Source organism: Arthrobacter sp. R-11 (assembly GCF_049913155.1).
GTDB lineage: Bacteria > Actinomycetota > Actinomycetes > Actinomycetales > Micrococcaceae > Arthrobacter.
Genome location: NZ_CP183979.1, coordinates 654,309 through 675,694 on the forward strand (window position 1 = coordinate 654,309; position 21,386 = coordinate 675,694).

Sequence of the window (21,386 nt, forward strand, 5' to 3'; positions counted from 1 at the left end):
CGAAGCGCGAACGTACACTTGGGGCCCCAAAATCCGCGGATTCGGGGCCCCAAGTGTACGTTCGCGCTGTATGTAAGGGCGGGCGGAAACTTCTCAGGCGGCGATCAGTTCTTCCTTGCTGGCTTCTTCCTTGGCCTCGGTAAGGAAGCGGGCGTAGGCCGGGATGGTCAGGAAGGTGGGGAAGTCCTCGGCGAGCGTGACCTCTTCGAAGATGCTGCGGGCATCGGTGAAGCGGTCGTCGTCGAAGCGTTCCAGCCGCGCGAACTCCTCATCGAGCAGTTCCTCCACCCATTCTCGGGTGATGACGTCGCCGTGTTCGGTGATCGCGTGGGAGTGGATCCACTGCCACAACTGGGAACGGGAGATCTCCGCGGTGGCGGCGTCTTCCATGAGGTTGTGGATGGCCACGGCGCCGTTGCCGCGCAGCCACGATTCGATGTAGCGGATGCCCACCTCGATGTTGACGCGGATGCCCTGCTCGGTGATGTTTCCCTCGGTGGAGGAGATGTCGATCAGCGCGCGGTCGTCCGGTGTGACATCCTCGCGTGAGCGGTCCAGCTGGTTCTGCTTTCCCCCGTTGTCCGGGTCGCCCAGGACGCCGTCGAACACTTCACGGCAGACCGGCACCAGGTCCGGGTGGGCAACCCAGGAGCCGTCGAATCCGTCGTTTGCCTCGCGGGTCTTGTCCGCACGGACCTTCTCGAAGGACATCGCGTTGGCGGCCTCGTCCTTCCGGTTGGGCACGGCTGCGGCCATGCCGCCGACCGCCATGGCACCGCGGCGGTGGCAGGCGCGCACCAGCTGCTCCGTGTAGGAACGCATGAACGGCTGGGTCATGCTGACCTGGCCGCGGTCCGGAAGCACGAAGCGCGGCCCGCGGGTCCGGAAGTTCTTGATCAGGGAGAAAATGTAGTCCCAGCGGCCGGCGTTCAGGCCCGCGGCGTGGTCGCGCAGCTCATACAGGATTTCCTCCATCTCGAATGCGGCCGTGATGGTCTCGATCAGCACCGTGGCGCGGATGGTGCCCTGCGGGATGCCGAGCAGGTCCTGGGCCAGGACGAAGATGTCGTTCCACAGCCGGGCCTCGAAGTGGTTCTCGATCTTCGGCAGGTAGAAGTACGGTCCCTTGCCCTGTGCCAGCAGGCGGCGGGCGTTGTGGAAGAAGAACAGGCCGAAGTCCACGATTCCGCCGGCGATCGGCTTCCCGTCGATGAGCATGTGCTTCTCCGGCAGGTGCCAGCCGCGCGGCCGGACCACGATCGTGGGCAGGTCCTGGTCATCGCGCAGGCGGTACTCCTTGCCCTCCGGGGAGGTGAAGTCGATCCTGCGCTCCAGTGCGTCCGTCAGGTTGAGCTGGCCCTGGATGACGTTGCGCCAGGTGGGCGTGGAGGAGTCTTCCATGTCCGCCAGCCACACCTTGGCGCCCGAGTTCAGCGCGTTGATGGTCATCTTGCGGTCCACGGGGCCGGTTATTTCCACCCGGCGGTCTTCCAGGCCCGGGGCCGGGGGAGCGACGCGCCAGTTCGGGTCGTTGCGGATACCCTCGGTCTCCGGCAGGAACCGCGGATCCTGGCCCGAAGCGATCTGTGCCCGGCGCGCGTGGCGGGCCTGCATCAGCTCCTGGCGGCGCTCCGACGTCGCCCGGTGCAGCTTCGCGACGAAATCCAGGGCGTCCGGAGTAAGCACCTCGCCCTGCCGGCAGATCGGCTGCGCGGTGAGGGTGATGCCGTTGATGGTGAAGCTGTTCATTGGAGTTCTCCTTGGGGGAACCCAACTGACTGGCAGTAGTTGTCGTTTTGGGGGCTCAAAACGACAACTACTGCGATCTAGTTGGGAAGGTTTTAGTGGAACTGGCCTTCTTCGGTGGATCCCACCAGGGCCAGGGTGCTTGCGTTCGGGTTGAGCGCAGTGGCGATGTCGTCGAAGTAGCCGGTGCCGACTTCGCGCTGGTGCTTGGTTGCGGTGTAGCCGCGGGACTCGGAGGCGAATTCCTTTTCCTGGAGTTCGACGTAGGCGCTCATGCCTTCCCGGGCGTAGCCGTGGGCGAGATCGAACATCGAGTAGTTCAGGGCGTGGAATCCGGCCAGGGTGATGAACTGGAAGGTGAAGCCCATGGCGCCGAGTTCGCGCTGGAACTTCGCGATCGTGGCGTCGTCGAGGTGCTTGCGCCAGTTGAACGACGGCGAGCAGTTGTAGGAGAGCATCTGGTCCGGGAACTCGGACTTGACGGCTTCGGCGAACTTGCGGGCCAGCTCAAGGTCCGGGGTGCCGGTCTCCATCCAGATGAGGTCGGAGTACGGGGCGTAGGCCTTGGCGCGGGCGATGCAGGGTTCGATGCCGTTGCGGACCTTGTAGAAGCCCTCGGCGGTGCGAACCGGCTGTCCCCCTTCGCGGAGGATGAACTCGCGGTCGCGTTCGTCGACGTCCGAGGTGATCAGGGTTGCCGCCTCGGCGTCGGTGCGGGCGATGACGACGGTGGGGGTACCGGCGATGTCGGCAGCCAGGCGGGCTGCGTTCAGCGTCCGGATGTGCTGCTGGGTGGGGATGAGGACCTTGCCGCCCAAGTGGCCGCACTTCTTTTCGGAGGCCAGCTGGTCTTCCCAGTGCACGCCCGAGGCGCCGGCGGCGATCATGGACTTCATCAGTTCGTAGGCGTTCAGCGGTCCGCCGAAGCCGGCCTCGGCGTCGGCGACGATCGGAACCAGCCAGTCCTCCACGGTCTGGATGCCTTCGGCGAATTCGATCTGATCGGCGCGCAACAGGGCGTTGTTGATGCGGCGGACAACCTGGGGAACCGAGTTCGCCGGGTACAGCGACTGGTCCGGGTAGGTGTGGCCGGAAAGGTTGGCGTCGGCGGCAACTTGCCAGCCGGACAGGTAGATGGCGCGCAGGCCGGCCTTGACCTGCTGCACGGCCTGGTTGCCGGTGAGGGCGCCGAGGGCGTTGGTGTAACCGCCGGTGGGGGCCTCTTCGGTGAGCTGCTTCCACAGCTTCTCCGAGCCGCGGCGGGCCAGGGTGTGTTCTTCGGAGACCCGGCCGCGGAGGCGGACGACGTCGGACGCCGAGTAATCACGGGTGACGCCTTCCCAACGCGGGTTGGCAGCCCATTCGAGTTCCAGCGCGGCGGCCTGCTGCTCAACGTCTTCCTGGGTGGAGGTGAGCGGGGTGGTCTGCTCTGGTTCAAATGCTGCGGTCATTGTTCTGTCTCCTTTGACGCTGACGGGTGTTCTTGCCGTGACAACTACTTTTCTGGACTTTCCAAGGGGTTTCTAGGGGAAAAGCATGGAAAGAAATGCAGTTCTTCGCGTATTCTCAAGAAATGTCGCCTGCAAGCTGGAACCGCGAAGTTGCCGTCCCGCCGTCGTCCGCTGCCGCCACGGAAGTGGACGTCATCAGCCTGGGCCGCCGCGTGCGGCATCTGCGCAAGCAGGCCGGCCTGACGCTCGATGACTTGAGTACCGCCGTCGGGACCGCCCCCAGCCAGTTGAGCCTGATCGAGAACGGCAAGCGCGAACCCAAACTGGGCCTGCTGCAGGGCCTGGCCGGAGCGCTCAACGTGAGCATCGAACAGCTGCTCGGGGCCGAGCCGCCCAGCCGCCGGGCGGCCCTCGAAATCGAGCTGGAACGTTACCAGCGCGGGCCGCTCTACGAGTCGCTCAACCTGCCCAAAATCCGTGTCAGCTCGCGGCTTCCGCTCGATGTCCTGGAGGCGCAGGTGGGGTTGCTGCACGAGCTCGAACGCAAGATGAACGAACAGGTGGCGACGCCCGAAGAAGCCCGCCGCGCGAATGGTGAACTGCGTGCCATGATGCGTGAGCGCGGGAACTACTTTCCGGAGTACGAGGCCGAGGCGCAGAAGGTCCTCCGGCAGGTGGGGTACAGCGGCGGTCCGCTGAGCCAGCACGTCATCGCGGACATCGCCGCCCATCTTGGATTCACGCTTCATCACGTGGGCGACCTGCCGCATTCCACGCGCTCAGTGACGGATTTGAAGAATCACAGAATTTACCTGACGCAGAGCCAGCGCCAGGACCACGACCCCCGCTCGGTGCTGCTGCAGGCCCTGGGCCACTACGTGCTGGGGCATGAGACCCCTCGCAACTACGGCGACTTCCTGGCCCAGCGGGTGGCCACCAACTATTTCGCCGCCGCCCTGCTCTTGCCGGAGCAGACAACTGTGGAATTTTTGCAAAAAGCCAAGGCCGCCAAGGAAATCGCCGTGGAAGATATTCGCGACGCCTTCGCCGTTTCGTACGAGACAGCCGCGCACCGTTTCACGAACCTGGCTACGAAACACCTGGGCATCACCACCCATTTCCAGAAGACCCACCAGAGCGGCATCATCTATAAGGCCTACGAGAACGACGGCGTGAATTTCCCGCAGGACCACACCGGCGCCATCGAGGGGCAGCCGTCGTGCAAGGCCTGGACTTCGCGTGCGGTGTTCGACGTCCCGGACAAGTTCAGCGCCTACTCCCAGTACACCGACACGCCGTCGGGCACATACTGGTGCACCGCGCGCACGGAACGGTCGGCGTCGGGCGAGTTCTCGCTGTCCATCGGCGTGCCGTACCAGCATGTGAAGTGGTTCAGGGGGAGGGAGACGACGGCGCGCGCCACCTCGAGCTGTCCGGATCCGGCCTGCTGCAAACGCCCGCCCGCCGCGCTGGCCACCGAATGGGCCGGCAACGCCTGGCCTTCCGCCCGTGCGCACTCGCACCTGCTCGCCGCGATGCCTCCCGGCGCCTTTCCCGGGGTGGACGAGACCGAGGTGTACGCGTTCCTGCAGGCGCACTCGGGGTAGTGGGCTCCCCGGGGACGATTCGCGCGAACGTACAGATACGGCCCTTAAATCCACGAAAACAGGGCATTATCTGTCCGTTCGCGCGAGTCATGCAAAGCCGGGCGCTCATTTGTACGGCGGCTGCTTCTTTCACATAGGATGCCGTGTGCCCTCCGGGCACCGCACTCCCCAAAGAAAGAAGTACCCATGTCAGCCGACACCCCCGGCACAACAAGCCACGGACCCAAGAAGCTCCGCTCCAGACACGTCACCATGATCACCCTCGGTGGCATCATCGGTTCCAGCCTCTTCGTCGGCTCCGCCAACGTGATCCACGCGGTGGGTCCTGCCGCCGTCATTTCCTACCTGATCGGCGGCCTGCTGGTCTTCCTCGCCATGCGCATGCTGGGCGAAATGGCGGCGGCCCGCCCCGCCGTCGGCTCCTTCATGGAGTACGCCCGCGTTGGCCTCGGCGACTGGGCCGCCTACTTCGTGGGCTGGCTGTACTGGTACTTCTGGGTGGGCGTGATCGCCTACGAGGCCGTGGTCGGCGGCTCCATTCTGCACGGCTGGGTGCCCTCCATTCCACAGTGGATCTTCTCGGTCCTGCTGCTCCTGGTCTTCACCGGAGCCAACCTGGTGTCCCTGCGTTCCTTCGGCGAAACCGAGTTCTGGCTGGCCAGCATCAAGGTGGCCGCGATCGTGGTCTTCCTCGTGGTCGGCGTGCTCTTCGCGCTCGGACTGTGGCCCAATGCCCAGTTCGCCGTCCCGAACCTGTGGGAGCACGGTGGCTTCATGCCTGAAGGCTTCGGCGCTGTGATCGGCGGCGTGGCAATCGTGATCTTCTCCTACTTCGGCACCGAAATCGCCGTCATGGCCGCCTCCGAATCCGAGGACCCGGCCAAGGGCGTCCGCCAGGCCACCAGCACCGTGATCTGGCGCATTCTGATCTTCTTCGTCGGCGCGGTCCTCCTCATCGTCACCATCGTCCCGTGGAACCAGCTCCCCGCGCCCAAGGACAAGGCACCCTTCGCCTACCTCTTCAGCCTCTACGGCCTGCCCGGCGCCGACGTCGTGATGAGCGCCGTCATCCTCACCGCCGTGTGCTCGGTGCTGAACTCCGGCCTCTACTCGGCGGCCCGCATGTTCTCCTCTATCGCCGGGCAGGGCTACGCACCGAAGATCATCGCCCGCAAGTCGGCCACCGGCATCCCGCTTGCCGCCGTCATCGCCTCCACGCTGGGCGGGTACGCCGCGGTCATCATCAACTTCGCGGCACCGGATTCGGGCATCTTCGACTTCATCATGAACTCCGCCGGCCTGGTGGCATTGTTCGTCTACGCGTTCATCGCCCTGACCCAGTTGCGCACCCGGGCACGCATGACTCCGGAGGAAACCGCGGCCCTGAAGCTGCGCATGTGGCTGCACCCCTGGCTGGGCATCCTGGTGATCGCCGCCGTGCTGGGCATCGTAGTGGTCATGCTCTTCTCAGGCGATTCCGGCCGCACGCAGGTGTGGACCTCGCTGGTGTCCGTCGCCGTGCTGGCCCTCTTCTGGCCGCTGGTGAACAACAAGCTCAAGGCCCGCCGGGCCGCATCCGAAAAGGACGAAGAGCCGGTGGGCGCCTCGAAGTAGCGGGCAGCCGGCGGGCGTATGCGGAATCGCAAGCGAAGCGAGCCGCAAACGTGACCGTCCGGCCATGGCCTCGCCGTGTGGTGGCTGCTTGACTGGAAGCAGCCACCACCGCGGGAGGTCCGCCATGAAAACCAAGCATTTTGTCCGCTTGCTCGCGCTGGGGACCGCCGCGTTGCTGACGGCCTGCGCGACGGCCTGCGCGCCGTCGCCTGCACCCCAGGCGGCCCCGGCGCTCCTGAAGGCCGACGCCGAAAGGGCCGCCGCCAGCAGTTCGGCCTACCCGAAGGAGCTCGCTGCCTACCGCGCGTCATCGCTGAAACTCGGCACGGTACTGATCGCCGACGGCGGCGAGGAACGCAACGGAAACGTCGTCTCCTCGCCCGGGAGCCTGCTGATCGCCTTGTCGATGCTGCGAGCCGGTGCGTCCGGGGCGGCCGCCGCCGAGATGGACAAGGTGCTCGGACTGCCCGCAGCCGCGCGCGACGAATCCATGAATGCGCTGCTCGCCTCACTCGAGAAGTTCGACGGCGACCCCGCCTCGGTGGACGAGAAGAACCCGCCGCGCAAGCCTGTGGTGCATGTTGCGAACGGCCTCTTCATCCACAAGGACACCGCGACCGGCAAGGCCTACCTGGATACGCTGGCCAGGCATTACGGCACCGGCGTGTACCCCGTGGACTTCCGCAACGCCGCGGTGACCGAGCCGGCCATTGACGCGTGGGTGGACAAGAACACCGGCGGCCGCATCAAGAAGGCCCCGGTGAAATTCGACCCGGAGGACACCTTCAGCCTGCTCAACGCCGTGTACTTCGCCGCCGCCTGGAAGGTGCCGTTCGATCCGGAGAACACCCGGGACCGCCCCTTCACCAAGGCCGGCGGCGAGGTGCTCAACGTGCCCACCATGGAGGGAACGGCGAACGTGGCCTACGCGAAGGGCAAGGGCTGGCAGGCCGTCGACCTGCCCTACGCCGAAGGCTTTGCCATGCGGCTGGTGCTGCCGGATGCCGGCACGCCCGATGAAACCCTCGACGCCGGGACGCTCGCCCGGGTGGCGGAGGCCCTCGGGCAAGCATCGCCGTCGCTCATTGACATCAAACTGCCCAAATGGGACCACAAGAGCAAGTTCGACCTCAAGAAGATGCTCATCCGGATGGGCCTGAAGGAGACCTTCAGCACGGACACCGACTTCAACGCGATCCAGCCGGGGATGTTCCTCACGGCGGCGGCGCAGGCAGCAAACATCACGGTGGCCGAGAAAGGCACCGTGGCCGCGGCCGTCACCCAGATCAACGCCCGGGACAGCGCCGCCGTGCTGCCGCCGCGGAGCATCAGCTTCGACCGGCCGTTCCATTACGAGATCGTTCATGTGGAAACGGGCCTGCCCCTGTTCATGGGGCAGGTGGCGGACCCTAGGTAGGGGACTACCGGGCGCCGCCCTGCCAGAGGGCGTCGAACGGTGCGTTCGAGGACACCCGCGCCTCGATCCCGGCGGTGACGAAGGCCTTCGCCGTCTTGGCCGCCTCCAGCGGAGCGGCGCCCTTCGCGAGTTCCGCGGTGATCGCCGCGGCCAGCGAGCAACCGGCGCCTGACACAGCCACCTCGCCCACCTTCGGAGCGGACAGCACTTCCAGCGTGCCGCCGTCGTAATAGACGTCGACGGCGTCCGGGCCTTCCAGCCGCACGCCGCCCTTTGCGAGCACGGCGGCTCCGCTCAGCGCGTGGATGCGGACGGCCGCGGCCTTCAGCTCCTCCAGAGTGGTGATCGACAGGCCGGACAGGGATTCCGCTTCGAAATGGTTCGGGGTGACGAAGGTGGCCAGCGGCAGGATCTTCGCCTTCAGCGCCTGGTCCGTATCCAGGGCGTGGCCGGGTTCCTGGCCTTTGCAGATCAGCACCGGATCCAGCACAACGTTGGCGAACTGCCGCTCCGCCAGGGCGGATTCCACGGTGGCGATGGTGGCGGGGCTTCCGAGCATGCCGATCTTGACGGTGTCCAGCGCCTCCGGGCCGTAGGCGGCGGTGGTGGCCTCGAGCTGCTCGGAAATCACCTGCTGGTCCACCGGCACGAAGCGGTGGTTCCAGTTGTCCTGCGGGTCGAAGGAAACGATGCAGGTGAGGTTGGCGACGCCGAAGACGCCGAGTTCCTGGAAGGTCTTCAGGTCGGCCTGGGCGCCGGCGCCGCCCGTGGCCTCGGAACCGGCGATGGTGAGCGCGATGGCAGGGGACTGGGCAGAGCGAACGGCGTGCAAGGAAACAGCGGAAGTCATGCCTCCATCCTGCCAGTTCAGCCGCGTGTGCGTTCTTAGCCGTGCAGCGTCCGGTACGCCCGCTCCGCCGCAGGGTGCAGGGGAATGCCCGTGGTGTTGATCAGGGTATCCGGGCTGAGGAACTGCACCCCGGCACTGGTTTGCGGAACGAGCTCGCCCGCACGCGTAACCAGCAGTTCCACTGTCCGTTCCACGGTGCGGTCATCAAGATCCTGCCGGCAGAGCAGCAGGTTGGCCACGCCCACCGTCCACACGGCCGGCGCGCCGGCGTAGCTGTTCTCCGGGATGAGGACGCGGTCGTAGAACGGACCAAAGCGCGAGCGCATCGGGCGGATCAGCGCCGAGAGGTCCAGGAATGCCAAGCCGAGGTCCTTGTTCAACGCCGCGATGGCTGCCGTGGGCACGCCGCCGGACCAGAACAAGGCATCCACCGTTCCCGCCCGCAGCGCCGCCAGGCCCGTGTTCAGCCCCAGGTTGCGTTCCATGGGCTGGTGCTTCGCGAACGCCTCCCGTCCGATGCCCGCGCCGAAGGTTTCCAGGATCCTGCGCGCCGTCAATGAGGTACCGGAGCGGGACTCGCCTGTGCCGACCGTGCGGCCCGCCAATTCGCCGAGGCTCCGGATTCCGCTGTCCTTGCGCACGATGCAGTGTACGTAGTTCTCGTAGACCTTCCCGACGGCGGCCATCGCCGGCGCGGCGTCCGTCGCCAATGAGCCTGCTTGCTGCGATGCGGCGTCGGCCAGCGCGATCGCGAAGGTCGCTTTGCCGGCGCGGAGCAGCTCCAGGTTTTCCAGGCTGCCTCCGGTCGTGAGCGGTTCTGCCGTTCCGGCCACGCCTTCCCGTTGCAGGGCCCCGGCCAGCAGGGTGGCGAACTCGAGGTAGAAGCCGCCGCTTTCACCGCCGGCGACGGTGATGCTCTGCGGTCCACCACCCGGCGTGCACGCCGCAAGTGCGGGCAGTCCCAGCCCGACCAGCCCGGCGGAGAGGCCCGCCTTCAGCGCGGTGTGCAGCACGGCCCGGCGGGACATGTCCATTCCTGGTTCAGCCATCGGTGGCCTCCGGGTTGCCCGCTCCTGAACCGTCGGCGCCCGAATGGCCCCCGCTCGATCCGGTCCCCGGGAACTCCAGCAATGCCCGCAGCCCGCCGCCGGGGTTCTCCTCCAGTACCAGCCGGCCGCCGTTGGCTTTCGCCAGCCGCTCCACGATCGTCATGCCCAGCCCCGTGCCGCGGATCGCCTGGTGCTCCGGCGACCGCCAGAAACGCGAGGTGGCGGCCGCCCGGTCCTTGGCAGGCAGGCCCGGACCGCCGTCGGACACTTCGATCGATACCGCACCCTCCCGCGCGCGGAGGGCCACCGTGACCTTCGTGCCGGGAGCGTACTTGATGGCGTTGGCGAGCAGTTCGTCCACCATGTGCGCCAGTTCGGCGGGGTTGCAATGCAGCCGCAGCGCGCGGCCGGGCTGCAGTTCGAGGGCTTCCAGTTCGAGGACGACGCCTGCGGCCTCCGCGGCGGGCCTCGCCCGGTCCGTCTCCTCCTGGAGCACCGCGAAGGGATCGATGTCCGGGACCTCCATCTCCGACGACGCCGGCCCGCCGCTCTGCTGCTCCGACGCCCGGTGTTCGGCGGAGGCGAGCCGCAGCACGCCGTCGAGAATTTCCTCCACCCGTTCCAGCTCGGCGCTGACGTCCGCGGCGGCGGACTGCTCCTCGGCCGAGCGGAGCTTGAGCTGCAGGAGGTCCAGCCGCAGCCGCAGGGCGCCCACGGGATTCCTTAGCTGGTGGGAGGTGTCGGCGATCAGCAGGCGCTGCGACTCCATGCTTTCGCTCACGGCCTGCGCCATCCGGCTGAAGCTGCGGCTCAACTCCCGCAGTTCCGGCGGGCCCGCCTCGGGCAGCCGCGCGGTCTTCCCGCGGGCGGCGAGTTCCTGGGCCGCGGAGTTCAAGCGGTGCACCGGACGCAGCACCCAGGCGGTCACCCGGGCAGCACCGAGCAGGAGCAGCAGCCAGAGCAGCACGGCGCCCAGGCCCACCAGAAGGTACCGTTCGCGCAGTTTCTGCCGCGCGGCGTCGAGCTTCACTTCCAGCACAGCCTCGCCCAGCACCTGGCTCGCCGGCCCGAAGGAACGGGAGATGAACGCCGGGCCCGAGCCGAACGCCTGCACGGGTGGCAGGGTGGTGTTGCTGAGGTTCAGGCTCGCCTGGGACACGGCGTTGCGCACTTCCGGCTGCCCGTCGCCGAGCCCGCCGGAGCGCAGCGTCCCGGACGGCAAACGGATGAGGACACCTTCGCCGTACAGCGCGGAGTAGCGGTCCATTTCGCCCTGAAGCTGGCCGGAGTCGCCGTCCAGGGCGGCGTCGTAGGCGAGCTGCGCGAAGCGGTTGAGCGCGGACACCCGGTTGATCTGCACCTCCTGGGCGAGTTCGCGGCTGGCGGAGCTCAGGATCGCGGCGGCGGCCACCACCACCAGGAGCGCGGCCAGCACCCCCAGGGTGCCCAGGACCCGCAGCCTCATGCCCGCAGCCTCATGCCGGTTCCGCCTCGATCCGGTAGCCCACTCCGCGCACGTTGATGATGAAGCCGGGGAGCCCCAGCTTGGAGCGCAACCCGGTCAGGTGGACGTCCAGCGAGCGGGAGGACGCGAGGAACGCGTCGCCCCAGAGGGCGTCGAGGATCTGTTCGCGGGTCACCACCGAGCCGGCGTTCCGGGCCAGCAGCGCCAGGAGGTCGAACTCCGTTGCGGTCAGCTGCAGCTCGCGGGAGCCGACGACGGCGACGCGCCGGTCGAGGTCGACGTCGAGTTCCCCGATCACCAGGGAATGCGGACGGTTGCCTGCCGCCCGGGCGACCCGCCGGGTGACGGCTTCGATGCGGGCCAGCAGTTCGACGAGTTTCACCGGTTTCACGAGATAGTCGTCCGCGCCGAGGCGCAGGCCCAGGACCACGCTGCGTTCATCGTCCCTGGCCGTGAGGATCAGGATGGGGGAGTCCGATACCTGGCGGAGTTTGCGGAGCAGTTCCAGCCCGTCGATGTCCGGGAGGCCAAGGTCCATGAGGATCACGTCGTAGTCCCGGTGGACCAGGAGGGCGTCGGCGCCGCGGGCTACCCGGTGCGGCTTGTGCCCGGCGGAGAGGACGGCCGCGAGCAGTGCCGATGCCATCGCATCGTCGTCTTCGACGATCAGCACGCGCATTGCCTTGGGTCCTCTGTATTGGGTGTTTTCCTGCGGATTTTCCGCACGGCGTTCCGTTTGGACCTTACCGCCTCTGCGGTATTTCCGCTCCTGGAGCGGTGCTTTTCCGGCCATACGGCCTTTCCTAAGGAAGTGTTAGGAAATGCCCTTTGGCGTTGGATGTGCCCGGAATCACGCACTAGCTTTGCGGTTGGACTTATGCAGTAAACGGCTGCCGATGGCGGCGCCACGCAAGGAAGGTTCATCGATGAGCACTCAGCAATCAGCGCCCTCAAGCGACCCGGCACAGGGGGAATCGGCGCCCTCAAGCGACCCGGCACAGAGCGAATCAGCACAGACGCGCCGGGCCGTAAGCAACATCCTCAAAGGCTCCGCGGGCAACCTGGTGGAGTGGTACGACCTGTACGTCTACACGGTCTTTGCCGCCTACTTCCAGGCCCATTTCTTCAACTCCAAGGACGAGCTGCAGGCCGGACTCGAAGCGATGGCCGTCTTCTCGACGTCGTTCCTCATGCGACCGATCGGCAGCTGGTTCTTCGGCCGCTACGCCGACCGGAAGGGCCGCAAGGCCGCGCTGACCCTCAGCGTGACCATGATGTCCATCGGTTCCTTCGGCATCGCGATCCTGCCCACTACCCAGGAAATCGGCATCTGGGCCCTGGTCCTGCTGATCTTCATCCGGGTGCTTCAGGGCTTCTCGGTCGGGGGCGAATACGGCACCAGCGCCACCTACATGTCCGAGGCCGCCACTGCCAAGCGGCGCGGCTTCTTCTCCAGCTTCCAGTACGTCACCTTGGTGGGCGGCCAGATGCTGGCCCTGCTGGTGCTGGTCATCCTGCAGAACACCATGGCCAAGGACGCCCTGACCGGCTGGGGCTGGCGGATTCCGTTCGCGATCGGCGGCGTGGCAGCCCTGGTGGTCCTGTGGTTGCGCCGCTCCATGGAGGAGACGGTCTCGGCGGACCAGATCCGTGCCGCCCACGTCCGCGTGGAAGGCGAAGCCCAGCCCGGCACTATGAAGCTGCTGTTCACCAAGCACTGGAAGCCGCTGCTGATCTGCATCGGGGTCACCATGGGCGGCACCATGGCCTTCTACACCTACACGAACTTCATTTTGAAGTTCATGAACGATACCTCCGGCATCGCCAAGACGGACACCTCGGTAATCAACTTCTGGGCCCTGTTCATCTTCATGCTGCTCCAGCCGGTCTATGGCCTGATCTCGGACAAGATCGGCCGCAAGCCGCTGCTGCTCTGGTTCGGCGTGACCGGCGTGCTCTTCACTTGGCCGCTGCTTTCCACCCTGGCCGGCACCAAGGATCCCTTCACCGCGTTCCTGCTGATGATGGGCGGGCTGCTGATTGTCGGCGGTTACACCTCCATCAACGCTCTGGTGAAGGCCGAACTCTTCCCCGCCTCCATCCGCGCCCTCGGCGTGGGCCTGGGATACGCGATCGCCAACTCCCTCTTCGGCGGCACGGTTCCGCTGATCGGGGCCGCATTCCAGAAGGCCGGCCGCGAGGACCTGTTCTTCACCTACGTGACCGTGGCGATCTTCCTGTCCCTGCTGGTCTACATCTTCGCCCTGAAGAACAAGAAGGCCACCCACCTGGACGCGGAACAGGGCGACGCGTTCGCCGGTGCCCGTTCAGGCCGCGGTGGGAGCATTCGCGACGGTGACGACGATAAGAAGGAACTGGTGGACGCCTAGCTCGTTGTGAGGCCCGCGTTGCGGGGCCCGCTCTACGTCCTTTGCACGCCGCAAAGGACGTAGAGCGGGCCTCACACGTTAACCTTGGGGACATCCAGTGCTAATACAGCGGGGCGCCGTGGAGTTGTCCGGTGCCTGCGCGAACCACTACGAACGGACATCCATTGACCACGCCTTCCGGCTCTGCTGCCCCGAAAACGGCCCTCAAAACCCCGCCCCGTTTTGCCTCGATCGGTTCCCCGTACTTCGCGATCATCCTGGCTGTCATGGCCGTGGTGCTGATCCTGTCCAACATCGGCGCGTCCAAGGGTGTGTTGATCGGCCCGATCGTCACCGACGGCGGATTCTTCCTGTTCCCGCTGGCCTACATCCTGGGCGACGTCGTGAGCGAGGTCTACGGTTTCAAGGCGGCGCGGAAGGCGATCATCACCACCTTCGCGCTCTCCGTGTTCGCCTCGCTCTGCTACTGGATCATCATTGTCCTGCCCGGCTTCGGCGATGAGTACGGCAACGCCAAGCAGGCCGCCATTGAGGGCGCCCTCGGCCCGGTGCCGTTGATCGTGCTGGCCTCGCTCCTGGGCTTCTTCGCCGGCCAGACCATCAATTCCTGGGTCCTGGTGAAGATGAAGGAACGCAGCGGGGAGAAGTCCCTGTGGGCGCGGCTCATGGGTTCTTCCGGTGCGGGCGAATTCGTGGACACCCTTATCTTCTGCAGCATCGCGGCGTCGGTCATCGGCATCACGGACTTCGGAACCTTCGTCAACTACGTGGTGGTGGGCTTCGTCTACAAGACCGCCGTCGAGTTCATCTTCGTACCCGTGACCTCGCTTGTGATCGGCTGGGTGAAGAAGCGGGAGCCGAGCTACGGGGCTGCATGACCCGTTGAAGTCCGCACCTAGGCGTAGTACCGGCCCAGGGTCTCTGCCTTGAACTCGAAGAAATCCCCGGATTCGATGGCTAGGCGGGCGTCGTCCACCATCTTCACCACGAAACGTTCGTTGTGGATGGAGATCAGCGTGGCCGAGAGCATTTCCTTGGCCTTGTACAGGTGGTGGATGTAGGCCCGGGAGTAGTTCAGGCAGGTGTAGCAGTCGCAGCCGTCCTGCAGCGGTCCGAAGTCAGCCTTGTACTTTGCGCCGGACAAGTTGAAGCGGCCGTCCGCCGTGTAGAACGCCGAGTTGCGGGCCACCCGGGTGGGGGAAACGCAGTCGAAGGTGTCCGCGCCGTTTTCGATGGCGGTGAAGATATCGTCCGGCTCGGAGATGCCCAGCAGGTGCCGCGGCTTGTTTTCCGGCAGCTCTTCGTTGCACCAGCGCACGATCGTGCCCAGGTTTTCCTTTTCCAGCGCACCGCCGATCCCGAAACCGTCGAAGTCCATGGCGCCAAGGTCCCGGCACGCCTTGCGGCGCAGGTCTTCGTACTGGGCGCCCTGGATCACGCCGAACAGGGCCTGGTACGGCTTCCCTGCCCGGGAAAGGGTGAGCCGCCGGTGTTCGGTGACGCAGCGTTCGGCCCAGCGGCGGGTGCGCTCCAGGGATTCCTCCTGATAGGCGCGGGAATTCTGCAAGGTGGTCAGCTCGTCGAAGGCGAACATGATGTCCGCACCGATCTGGTGCTGCACCCGCATGGAGATCTCCGGCGAGAAGCGGTGCTTGTCCCCGTTGAGGTGCGATTTGAACCAGACACCCTCCTCGTCGACGTGGGCCAGGCGTTCCTTGCCGGGTGCCACGGCATCGTCCGGGACGGCGGATTCCGCAACCGGCACAGTCTTCATGTCGATCACCTTCTTGAAACCCGAGCCCAGGCTCATCACCTGGAAGCCTCCGGAGTCCGTGAAGGTTGGCCCGTCCCAGTTCATGAACGCACCAAGGCCGCCCGCGGCGTCGAGGATTTCCGGGCCGGGCTGCAGGTACAGGTGGTAGGCGTTGGCCAGCACGGCCTGTGCGCCGAAGCCGCGGATGGACTCAGGCAGCACGGCCTTCACGGTGGCTTTGGTCCCGACGGCGATGAACGCCGGCGTCTGGATGGTCCCGTGCGGCGTAGTGATGGTTCCGGTGCGGCCGAGGAATTCGCCGCCGTTGCCGTCCCGTTGTTCCGGCGTCGGCACGCAGCTCTCGGCGAGGCGCGACCCTACTGAGAACGAGAACGCGGACTGGCGCTCCGCGAAGGACGCGGAAGCCGGGGAACCGGCAACGGGACTGGTATCAGGCAGGACGGAATCGGCTGGCACCGTTACAGTCTGCCAGCCGATTGCCGGGAAGTGTCAGCGCGCGGACACCTCTGTGGGGTAGTTCTCAGCCTTCCAGCCGTCCCAGTGGGAGCGGACCGACTCGAGCTGCTGCGCCCCGAGGTCGTAGGTGGACGCAATAACCAGCGCCCCGCCGTCGGGCCGCTTCTCCGGGATCGCCTGCTGTTCGGCCACGATCAGCAGGCCCTCGCCGTGTTCGGCGTAGCCGTGCACGGTGACCCCCACCTGGTGCCGGGTGCGGAACCACACCTTGCCGAAGATCGCTTCGCCGGTGGGCAGGGTCAGTTCGTATTCCTCGCCCGGGGCCGGAAGTTCGTTCAGCCCCAGCTTTTCGATGGCCGATCCGCCGCCCGGCAAGGTGACCACATGCGTGCGCCGGTGCCCGTGCGGGTGCCGTTCCAAGGCGAAACGCAGCTGGTGGAGGAACGTCAGCCACCCCTGGGTGATGTCTTCATCCCAGTCGGCCCACTCTGAATCATGGTCCAGGGCGGCCCGGGTGACCCGCACTTCGGTGCCGCCGGTGACCGGATGCAGCTCGAACTCGTCCCCGCCGTTCACGGTGAGGCTGGTGTGGTCCGGGTCCTCGACCACATTGGAACTGAAGTAGATCTGGTTGATCTCATCGCTGAGGTCGTCGCTTTCCCAGCCGTGCCACTGGGCTACCCGCGATGGTTCGCGCAGCATGGTCCAAACTTGCTGCGCGTCGGCATTAACCACAACGCTCAGATTGTTCGTCATGGCCCCGAATCTACTCCCGTTCAGGTGACGGCAACAGCCTTGACAGGTGGCCGGGCAGCACGGCCCCGCCTAGGCGCGGACCGCTTCGAGCTCGTTGGCCAGGCGGTGGTCCAGTTCGCTGATCTGCAGGGTCTCCGAACCGCCGTGGGCGCGCAGGAACAACAGCGACTCGAAGCGCAGCAGCCGCCATTCGCGTTCGGCGTCGTGGTTGCCGTTGTCGATGGAGCGGAAGATTTCCTTGTCGTACAGGTTCGGCTCGTTGAGCGCCCGCTGGCGGACCCGGGCCGCGATCCTGGCCCGGAACGGGTCGGTCTCCAGTGAATCCGGGGCCTGCAGCAACTGGGCGTAGACCGCGGCACGCTCTTCTTGCCCGAGTTCCCGGCAGATGAAGCTGGACAGGGCCAGGGCGCGTTCCACCGAGGCCCAGCGGTCCCGGTTGCCGTCGAAGGGCAGCACGTTCAGCAGATCGGCGACGGCGAGGGCGTTGTCCGGATCGCGGAGCTGGATGAAGAGGTCGTGCGCGAGGTCGCTGATGTCGCGAAGGCAACTGCCGGACTTGGTGTTGACGCCCTTGACCAGGCGTTCGCTCAGCACGGCCACGCCGTTGCGTCCCGGGTGGGCCTCGGCCGCTGCGGCGATCACGGACTCCGGGGTCCCGGACGGCGCCGGGATCAGCGCCAGCTGGGCGGCGGTCGGAGCGTTCAGCGACGGTGGAGCGGCAGGAAGCGGGGGGACGACAACGACGGGTGCGGCCGCCGCCGGGAGCTCACCGGAAGGTGCGTCGTCCCCGGAAGCCTCGTCGCCGGCGTCGGGCGCCTCACCGGCGGACTCGTTGACAACGCTGCCGGGTTCGCCCACCGGGACGGCGGAGGAGAAGGCAATGCGGATGCTGCCGCCGTGGGCCGTGGTCACGAGGACGAGGGCGGGCACGCCGAAGTCGTCGTATTCGAGCGCGATGCCGGTGATCTGTTCCGCGGGGCCGTTGCCCGGGGGGAAGAGGTAGTCACCGGTTTGCAGGGCCCCAGCCTGCTTTTCACGGTATTGCTGATCGGCCGGGCTGTGGGTCATCGCCAAAAATCCTTTGCTTGGGGTCCGCCCACCAGTCTATAGAACAGGCGCGTCCGGCCGCGGGAGGCTTTCCGGCTATGTGGAAAGGCGTGGAAGGGCGCAGCCTTGGCTACATGCCGACCCCGGCGAAGGCGAGCGCCTGGCGCACCAGGTTGCCGCGGCCGCCGTCGAACTCCTGCTGGACTTCCGCGCTGAGCACTTCGTCCGGGGTCATCCACGTCAGTTCGAGGGCATCCTGGCGCGGATCGCACTCACCGGTCACCGGGATCACGTAGACCAGGGACACCGCGTGCTGGCGGTCGTCCGTGAACCCCGTCTGGGAGGGGGCAGGGAAGTATTCGGCCACGGTGAACGGGACGGGGCTGATGGGCAGCTGCGGGAAGGCCAGCGGGCCGAGGTCCTTCTCGATGTGGCGCAGCAGCGCGGCCCGGATGGTTTCGCGGTACAGCACGCGGCCGGAGACGAGGTAGCGCACCATGTTGCCGTCGGCGTCGCCCTGCAGGAGCGTGCCCACCTCGTTGACGAAGCCGAGCGGATCCAGCCGGACCGGCACCGCCTCCACGTAGACCATGGGGAGGCGTCCGCGCGCCTCGAACAGGTCCTCGGGGGACAACCAGCCGGGGTTGGGGTCAGGGGTGCGCACGCTCATGCTTAATTTCTACCCCATCCATCGCCCGGCGGGCCGTGTTTGGCGGCGGGCCGTGCCGAAGGCGAACGGTTCAGACCTGGGTGGACAGTTCGTGCCGGGTGAGGCTCAGGTACAGCTTTCCTTCTTCGACGCGGCTGATGGTATCCGCGGCTGCGTAGGTGTCCCCGGCCAGGAAGCCGCGGGAATCGATCTTGATGTAGCCGGAATGGAACAGCCGCCGCGCCATCAGCTCAGGAACTTTCGGTTCCCGGCCGAAGACGGAGTTCAGTCCGAGGGTGAGCAAGTCCGGCTCGGAGCCGACCACGGCTTCTTCGAAGATCTCCGCCTTTTCGTTGGGCGGAACGACCTCCCCGACCCTGCCGATGACTTCCCCCGAACCATCAACCACCTGCATCCCCTTCGAAATGGAATCCAGTATGCCCACGATGCCCTCCTCTGCTGCCCGCACGGCACCCTTCGCCATGCTTGCCACGGGGCGCCCCAGCGATCCGGAAGTGCAGCACCGTGGACATTTTCATTACGTCACCGTCGTGCCGGATGGTCAAGGGGCGGCCTGGCCAAGCGGTGTCTGCAACCGCCTAGCTGGCTGTGCCGGGGTTTGGACCCTGCCGCACCACGAGCTCTCCGCCGTCCGGGGTCGTCGCCAGAAGCGCGCCGCCTTCATCCCGGACGGGAACACCCGCACCGGCGAGCCGTTCCCGCAAACCGTCCAGGCCGCCGTCGTACTCGAATTCGAGGCCGCCGCCCTGCGCTTCCGGGCCCGGGCGCACGGCCAGGATCCCGCCGTTCTTGGTGCTGAAATCCGCTGCGTCCGGGGTTTCCCGGCGGGGCCGGGCACCGATGTTGCGCAGTTCCTGGGCGGACCGTTCGACGGCGGGCGTCAGCCAGATCCCGACGACGGCGAGGGCCGGGTCGGCGTCCGCGCACACGGCGCCGTGCGCGGCCTTGTCCGCGAGGAAGCTGAAGCCGTCCTGCGCCGTGATCCGGACGGTGGTCCCGTGCGGGGCGTCGATGACCTCGGCCCGGGTACCGTCGGCCTCGGTGCGGCGGGCGAACTCCGCCGGGTCGCCGATTTCGACGCCGAACACGGTGGTTGCGTCCTCCGCCGATCCCGCAGGGACCCGGTGCAGGGCGAGGCGTCCGGAGCCGGCGTCGAACTCGCGCCGGTCGTCGTCGTCCACGGTCTTGATCATGCCGAGCGCACCCAGCAGCGGCTCCCAGGCCTCGGGGCGGGACGTGAAATGGATTGGGCGGACACGCAGCATGGCCCCCAGCCTACGCGCGGCAGCCGGATGTCGGTGATCGGCGGCAGAATGGGCACATGGCCGTTGAACTCGAAGAACTGCTGGTCAAGGACGCCGCGGAATGGCGCGCCTGGCTGGAAGCGAACCACAGCAGCAGCCCCGGCGTCTGGCTGGTCCTGCACAAGAAGGGCGGCAACGTCACCGAACTGGACTACGACGCCGCCCTGGACGAGGCCCTGTGCTTCGGCTGGATCGACGGGCAGGCGAAGCGTCGCGACGCGGAAAGCATGTTCCAGCGCATGACCCGCCGCGGCCTGCGCAGCCCCTGGTCCGAGAGGAACGTCGGACACATCGCCCGCCTCGAAGCCGCCGGAAAGATGCACGGCGCCGGCCGGGCCGCCGTCGAGGCCGCCAAAGCCGACGGGCGATGGGACAAGGCCTATTCGGGCCAGGCCTCCGCGGAGGTTCCCGAGGACCTCGCCGCGGCGATCGCCGCCGTCCCGGAGGCGCAGGCCATGTTCGACGTTCTCACTTCCGTGAACCGCTTCGCCCTGATCTACCGGACCAACTCGGTGAAGCGGGCCGAGACCCGGGCCCGGAAGATCGCCGGATTCGTGGACATGCTGGCCCGCCATGAGGCGCCGTACCCGCAGAAGAAGATGCCGGAGACGCCGCCCCTCAGCTAGCCCAGCCTGGCGGCCGCTTCCAGTGCCATCCAGGCCTGCAGCTGGGTGGAAAGCTCGACGGCGGCGCCCGGCGGGAACATCTCGGCGGCCCGCCGCCGCGGGTCTCTGGAGAACGTGAGGGTTCCCGGCGCCGTTTCCGTCCGGCCCGTCCAAAGGGCTTCCGCCGTTTCCAGCACCATCTGCCGCGCCTGCCGGCAGGCGTTTTCCGGTAAGCGTTCGTCGGCTGCGGCGAGGGCCAGGTAACGGAGCAGGATCCCCGTGAAGAGGCCGCCGTCGCCGTCTCCATGGCAGCGCACAACCATGCCTCCGTCCAGGGTCAGCTGCCGCGACACGGCCGCCACCAAGTCAGCGGCCCGGCTCAGGTTTTCCCCGCCGCCGAGTTCGAGCATGGCACCGAGCACGGGGCCCTGGTTGTAGCTGTAGATGTCGGCCACGAGCACTGTTTCGGCGCCCCGGATCCGCAGGCCGTCCAGATACAGGCCGCGCTCCGGGTCGAACAGCCGGGCGTTGAGCCAGTCCAGGAGGCCTTGGGCCCTTTCGGGACGGCCTGTGCGGGCGTAGTAGAGGGCAACGGGCGCGGTGGCGGGAGTGTTCTTGAAGTCGCGGGCGACGTTCCAGAAGGTGCCGCCGCCCAGGTCCTCCGTGGAGGCCGAATCGAACTGCAGGGTGAGGCTTTCGCGGACCTTGGCGTTGCGGAGGCGGCCCGCGCCGCGGCCCGTCTTGCGGCTCTGCTCGGCGAGGTCTTCCAGGCGCAGGGTGGCCAGGGCGAGCCAGGCCATGTCGTCGTAGTAGTTGTTGACGAAGCGCAGGAAGTTCCGCAGCCGGACGGTGGTGACCAGCCGCGAGGCCAGGCGCCCGGCACTGGGGCGGTCGGCGCCGTCGAACTTCACGCCCGAGGCGAGCTCGCGCCGGCCGGTGTCCACCAGGCAGTCCACGTAGTGCGCCTGCCACCAGTAGTTCCACGGCTTCAGCAGTGCCCGGAAACGGTTCTGCGGCCGGACGGAGGCGCCGATGTGCGTGCCGGGGAGGAAGAAGAGCCGCTTGCCGAACGTCCGGGTGACGGAGCGGGCGGCCTCGTCGGCGCGGCGGGCCCACTCCTGCGGTGATTCTGCGGCGGACATGGTGCCAAGCCTAGTTCGCCGGAGGAGGCGGCACCGGCCAGGG

19 protein-coding genes are annotated in these 21,386 nt (G+C 67.0%); 6 read left to right on the forward strand and 13 right to left on the reverse strand.

The genetic code is table 11. The annotated features are described in order from the left end of the window. Nucleotides 1–93 precede the first annotated feature (93 nt). A complete protein-coding gene (gene aceB / locus ACN9M4_RS02950) occupies nt 94–1,749 on the reverse strand; it encodes a malate synthase A (protein ID WP_426302089.1) in 1,656 nt (551 codons plus the stop codon). A 92-nt stretch (nt 1,750–1,841) separates the two neighbouring features. Beyond that, on the reverse strand, nt 1,842–3,197 hold the full coding sequence (gene aceA, locus ACN9M4_RS02955) for an isocitrate lyase (RefSeq protein WP_426302090.1): 1,356 nt from the start codon (nt 3,195–3,197) through the stop codon (nt 1,842–1,844). A 95-nt stretch (nt 3,198–3,292) separates the two neighbouring features. On the opposite strand from aceA, the gene ACN9M4_RS02960 reads away from it, so the two are divergent. The 3 genes from ACN9M4_RS02960 (at nt 3,293) to ACN9M4_RS02970 (ending at nt 7,835) form a co-directional block, all read left to right on the forward strand. Beyond that, the gene (locus ACN9M4_RS02960; protein ID WP_426302091.1) at nt 3,293–4,804 is read left to right on the forward strand and encodes a helix-turn-helix domain-containing protein; all 1,512 of its coding nucleotides are present in this window, start codon (nt 3,293–3,295) and stop codon (nt 4,802–4,804) included. Between the two features lie 186 nt (nt 4,805–4,990). Then, nucleotides 4,991–6,418 (forward strand): amino acid permease, encoded by a 1,428-nt coding sequence (locus ACN9M4_RS02965; RefSeq protein WP_426302092.1) that lies wholly within the window; start codon nt 4,991–4,993, stop codon nt 6,416–6,418. A 124-nt stretch (nt 6,419–6,542) separates the two neighbouring features. Beyond that, nucleotides 6,543–7,835, forward strand: a complete 1,293-nt coding sequence (locus ACN9M4_RS02970; protein ID WP_426302093.1) for a serpin family protein — start codon at nt 6,543–6,545, stop codon at nt 7,833–7,835. A 4-nt stretch (nt 7,836–7,839) separates the two neighbouring features. On the opposite strand, the gene ACN9M4_RS02975 is transcribed toward ACN9M4_RS02970, so the two are convergent. The 4 genes from ACN9M4_RS02975 to ACN9M4_RS02990 are packed head-to-tail and all read right to left on the reverse strand — an operon-like array spanning nt 7,840 to nt 11,878. Beyond that, nucleotides 7,840–8,685 carry a hydroxymethylpyrimidine/phosphomethylpyrimidine kinase gene (locus ACN9M4_RS02975; protein WP_426302094.1) on the reverse strand — a complete coding sequence of 282 codons (846 nt, stop codon included), beginning with the start codon at nt 8,683–8,685 and terminating at the stop codon, nt 7,840–7,842. 35 nt (nt 8,686–8,720) lie between these two features. After that, complete coding sequence (locus tag ACN9M4_RS02980; protein WP_426302095.1) at nt 8,721–9,734, reverse strand: TAXI family TRAP transporter solute-binding subunit; 1,014 nt, start codon at nt 9,732–9,734, stop codon at nt 8,721–8,723. After that, nucleotides 9,727–11,199, reverse strand: a complete 1,473-nt coding sequence (locus tag ACN9M4_RS02985) for a sensor histidine kinase (protein WP_426302096.1) — start codon at nt 11,197–11,199, stop codon at nt 9,727–9,729. Before ACN9M4_RS02985 ends, ACN9M4_RS02980 begins: the two co-directional genes overlap by 8 nt. Nucleotides 11,200–11,209: 10 nt before the next feature. Then, the gene (locus tag ACN9M4_RS02990; protein ID WP_426303370.1) at nt 11,210–11,878 is read right to left on the reverse strand and encodes a response regulator transcription factor; all 669 of its coding nucleotides are present in this window, start codon (nt 11,876–11,878) and stop codon (nt 11,210–11,212) included. A gap of 247 nt (nt 11,879–12,125) precedes the next feature. Here ACN9M4_RS02990 and ACN9M4_RS02995 point away from each other — a divergent pair, with 247 nt between their 5' ends. Continuing rightward, a complete protein-coding gene (locus tag ACN9M4_RS02995; RefSeq protein WP_426302097.1) occupies nt 12,126–13,589 on the forward strand; it encodes an MFS transporter in 1,464 nt (487 codons plus the stop codon). Between the two features lie 164 nt (nt 13,590–13,753). Next, nucleotides 13,754–14,467: a queuosine precursor transporter gene (locus ACN9M4_RS03000; RefSeq protein ID WP_426302098.1), complete on the forward strand. Its 714-nt coding sequence runs from the start codon at nt 13,754–13,756 to the stop codon at nt 14,465–14,467. Nucleotides 14,468–14,484: 17 nt separating this feature from the next. Here ACN9M4_RS03000 and tgt read toward each other — a convergent pair whose 3' ends face one another. The 6 genes from tgt to ACN9M4_RS03030 form a co-directional block, all read right to left on the reverse strand. Further along, nucleotides 14,485–15,801 (reverse strand): tRNA guanosine(34) transglycosylase Tgt, encoded by a 1,317-nt coding sequence (gene tgt / locus ACN9M4_RS03005; RefSeq protein WP_426303371.1) that lies wholly within the window; start codon nt 15,799–15,801, stop codon nt 14,485–14,487. 51 nt (nt 15,802–15,852) lie between these two features. Next, entirely contained in the window at nt 15,853–16,575 is a 723-nt protein-coding gene (locus tag ACN9M4_RS03010) for an SRPBCC family protein (protein WP_426302099.1), read from the reverse strand. A gap of 69 nt (nt 16,576–16,644) precedes the next feature. Beyond that, nucleotides 16,645–17,643, reverse strand: coding sequence for a DUF6707 family protein (locus ACN9M4_RS03015; RefSeq protein WP_426302100.1), 999 nt, complete (start codon nt 17,641–17,643; stop codon nt 16,645–16,647). Between the two features lie 109 nt (nt 17,644–17,752). Beyond that, nucleotides 17,753–18,292, reverse strand: a complete 540-nt coding sequence (locus ACN9M4_RS03020) for an NUDIX hydrolase family protein (protein ID WP_426302101.1) — start codon at nt 18,290–18,292, stop codon at nt 17,753–17,755. A gap of 70 nt (nt 18,293–18,362) precedes the next feature. Next, nucleotides 18,363–18,764 carry a hypothetical protein gene (locus ACN9M4_RS03025; protein WP_426302102.1) on the reverse strand — a complete coding sequence of 134 codons (402 nt, stop codon included), beginning with the start codon at nt 18,762–18,764 and terminating at the stop codon, nt 18,363–18,365. Between the two features lie 106 nt (nt 18,765–18,870). Then, the gene (locus ACN9M4_RS03030) at nt 18,871–19,557 is read right to left on the reverse strand and encodes a VOC family protein (protein ID WP_426302103.1); all 687 of its coding nucleotides are present in this window, start codon (nt 19,555–19,557) and stop codon (nt 18,871–18,873) included. A 56-nt stretch (nt 19,558–19,613) separates the two neighbouring features. Between ACN9M4_RS03030 and ACN9M4_RS03035 the strand changes: the two genes are divergently transcribed. Beyond that, entirely contained in the window at nt 19,614–20,222 is a 609-nt protein-coding gene (locus ACN9M4_RS03035; protein ID WP_426302104.1) for a YdeI/OmpD-associated family protein, read from the forward strand. On the opposite strand, the gene ACN9M4_RS03040 is transcribed toward ACN9M4_RS03035, so the two are convergent. Then, nucleotides 20,219–21,343: a glycoside hydrolase family 76 protein gene (locus ACN9M4_RS03040; RefSeq protein WP_426302105.1), complete on the reverse strand. Its 1,125-nt coding sequence runs from the start codon at nt 21,341–21,343 to the stop codon at nt 20,219–20,221. The two genes, ACN9M4_RS03035 and ACN9M4_RS03040, sit on opposite strands and share 4 nt — an antisense overlap. Nucleotides 21,344–21,386: the final 43 nt, after the last annotated feature.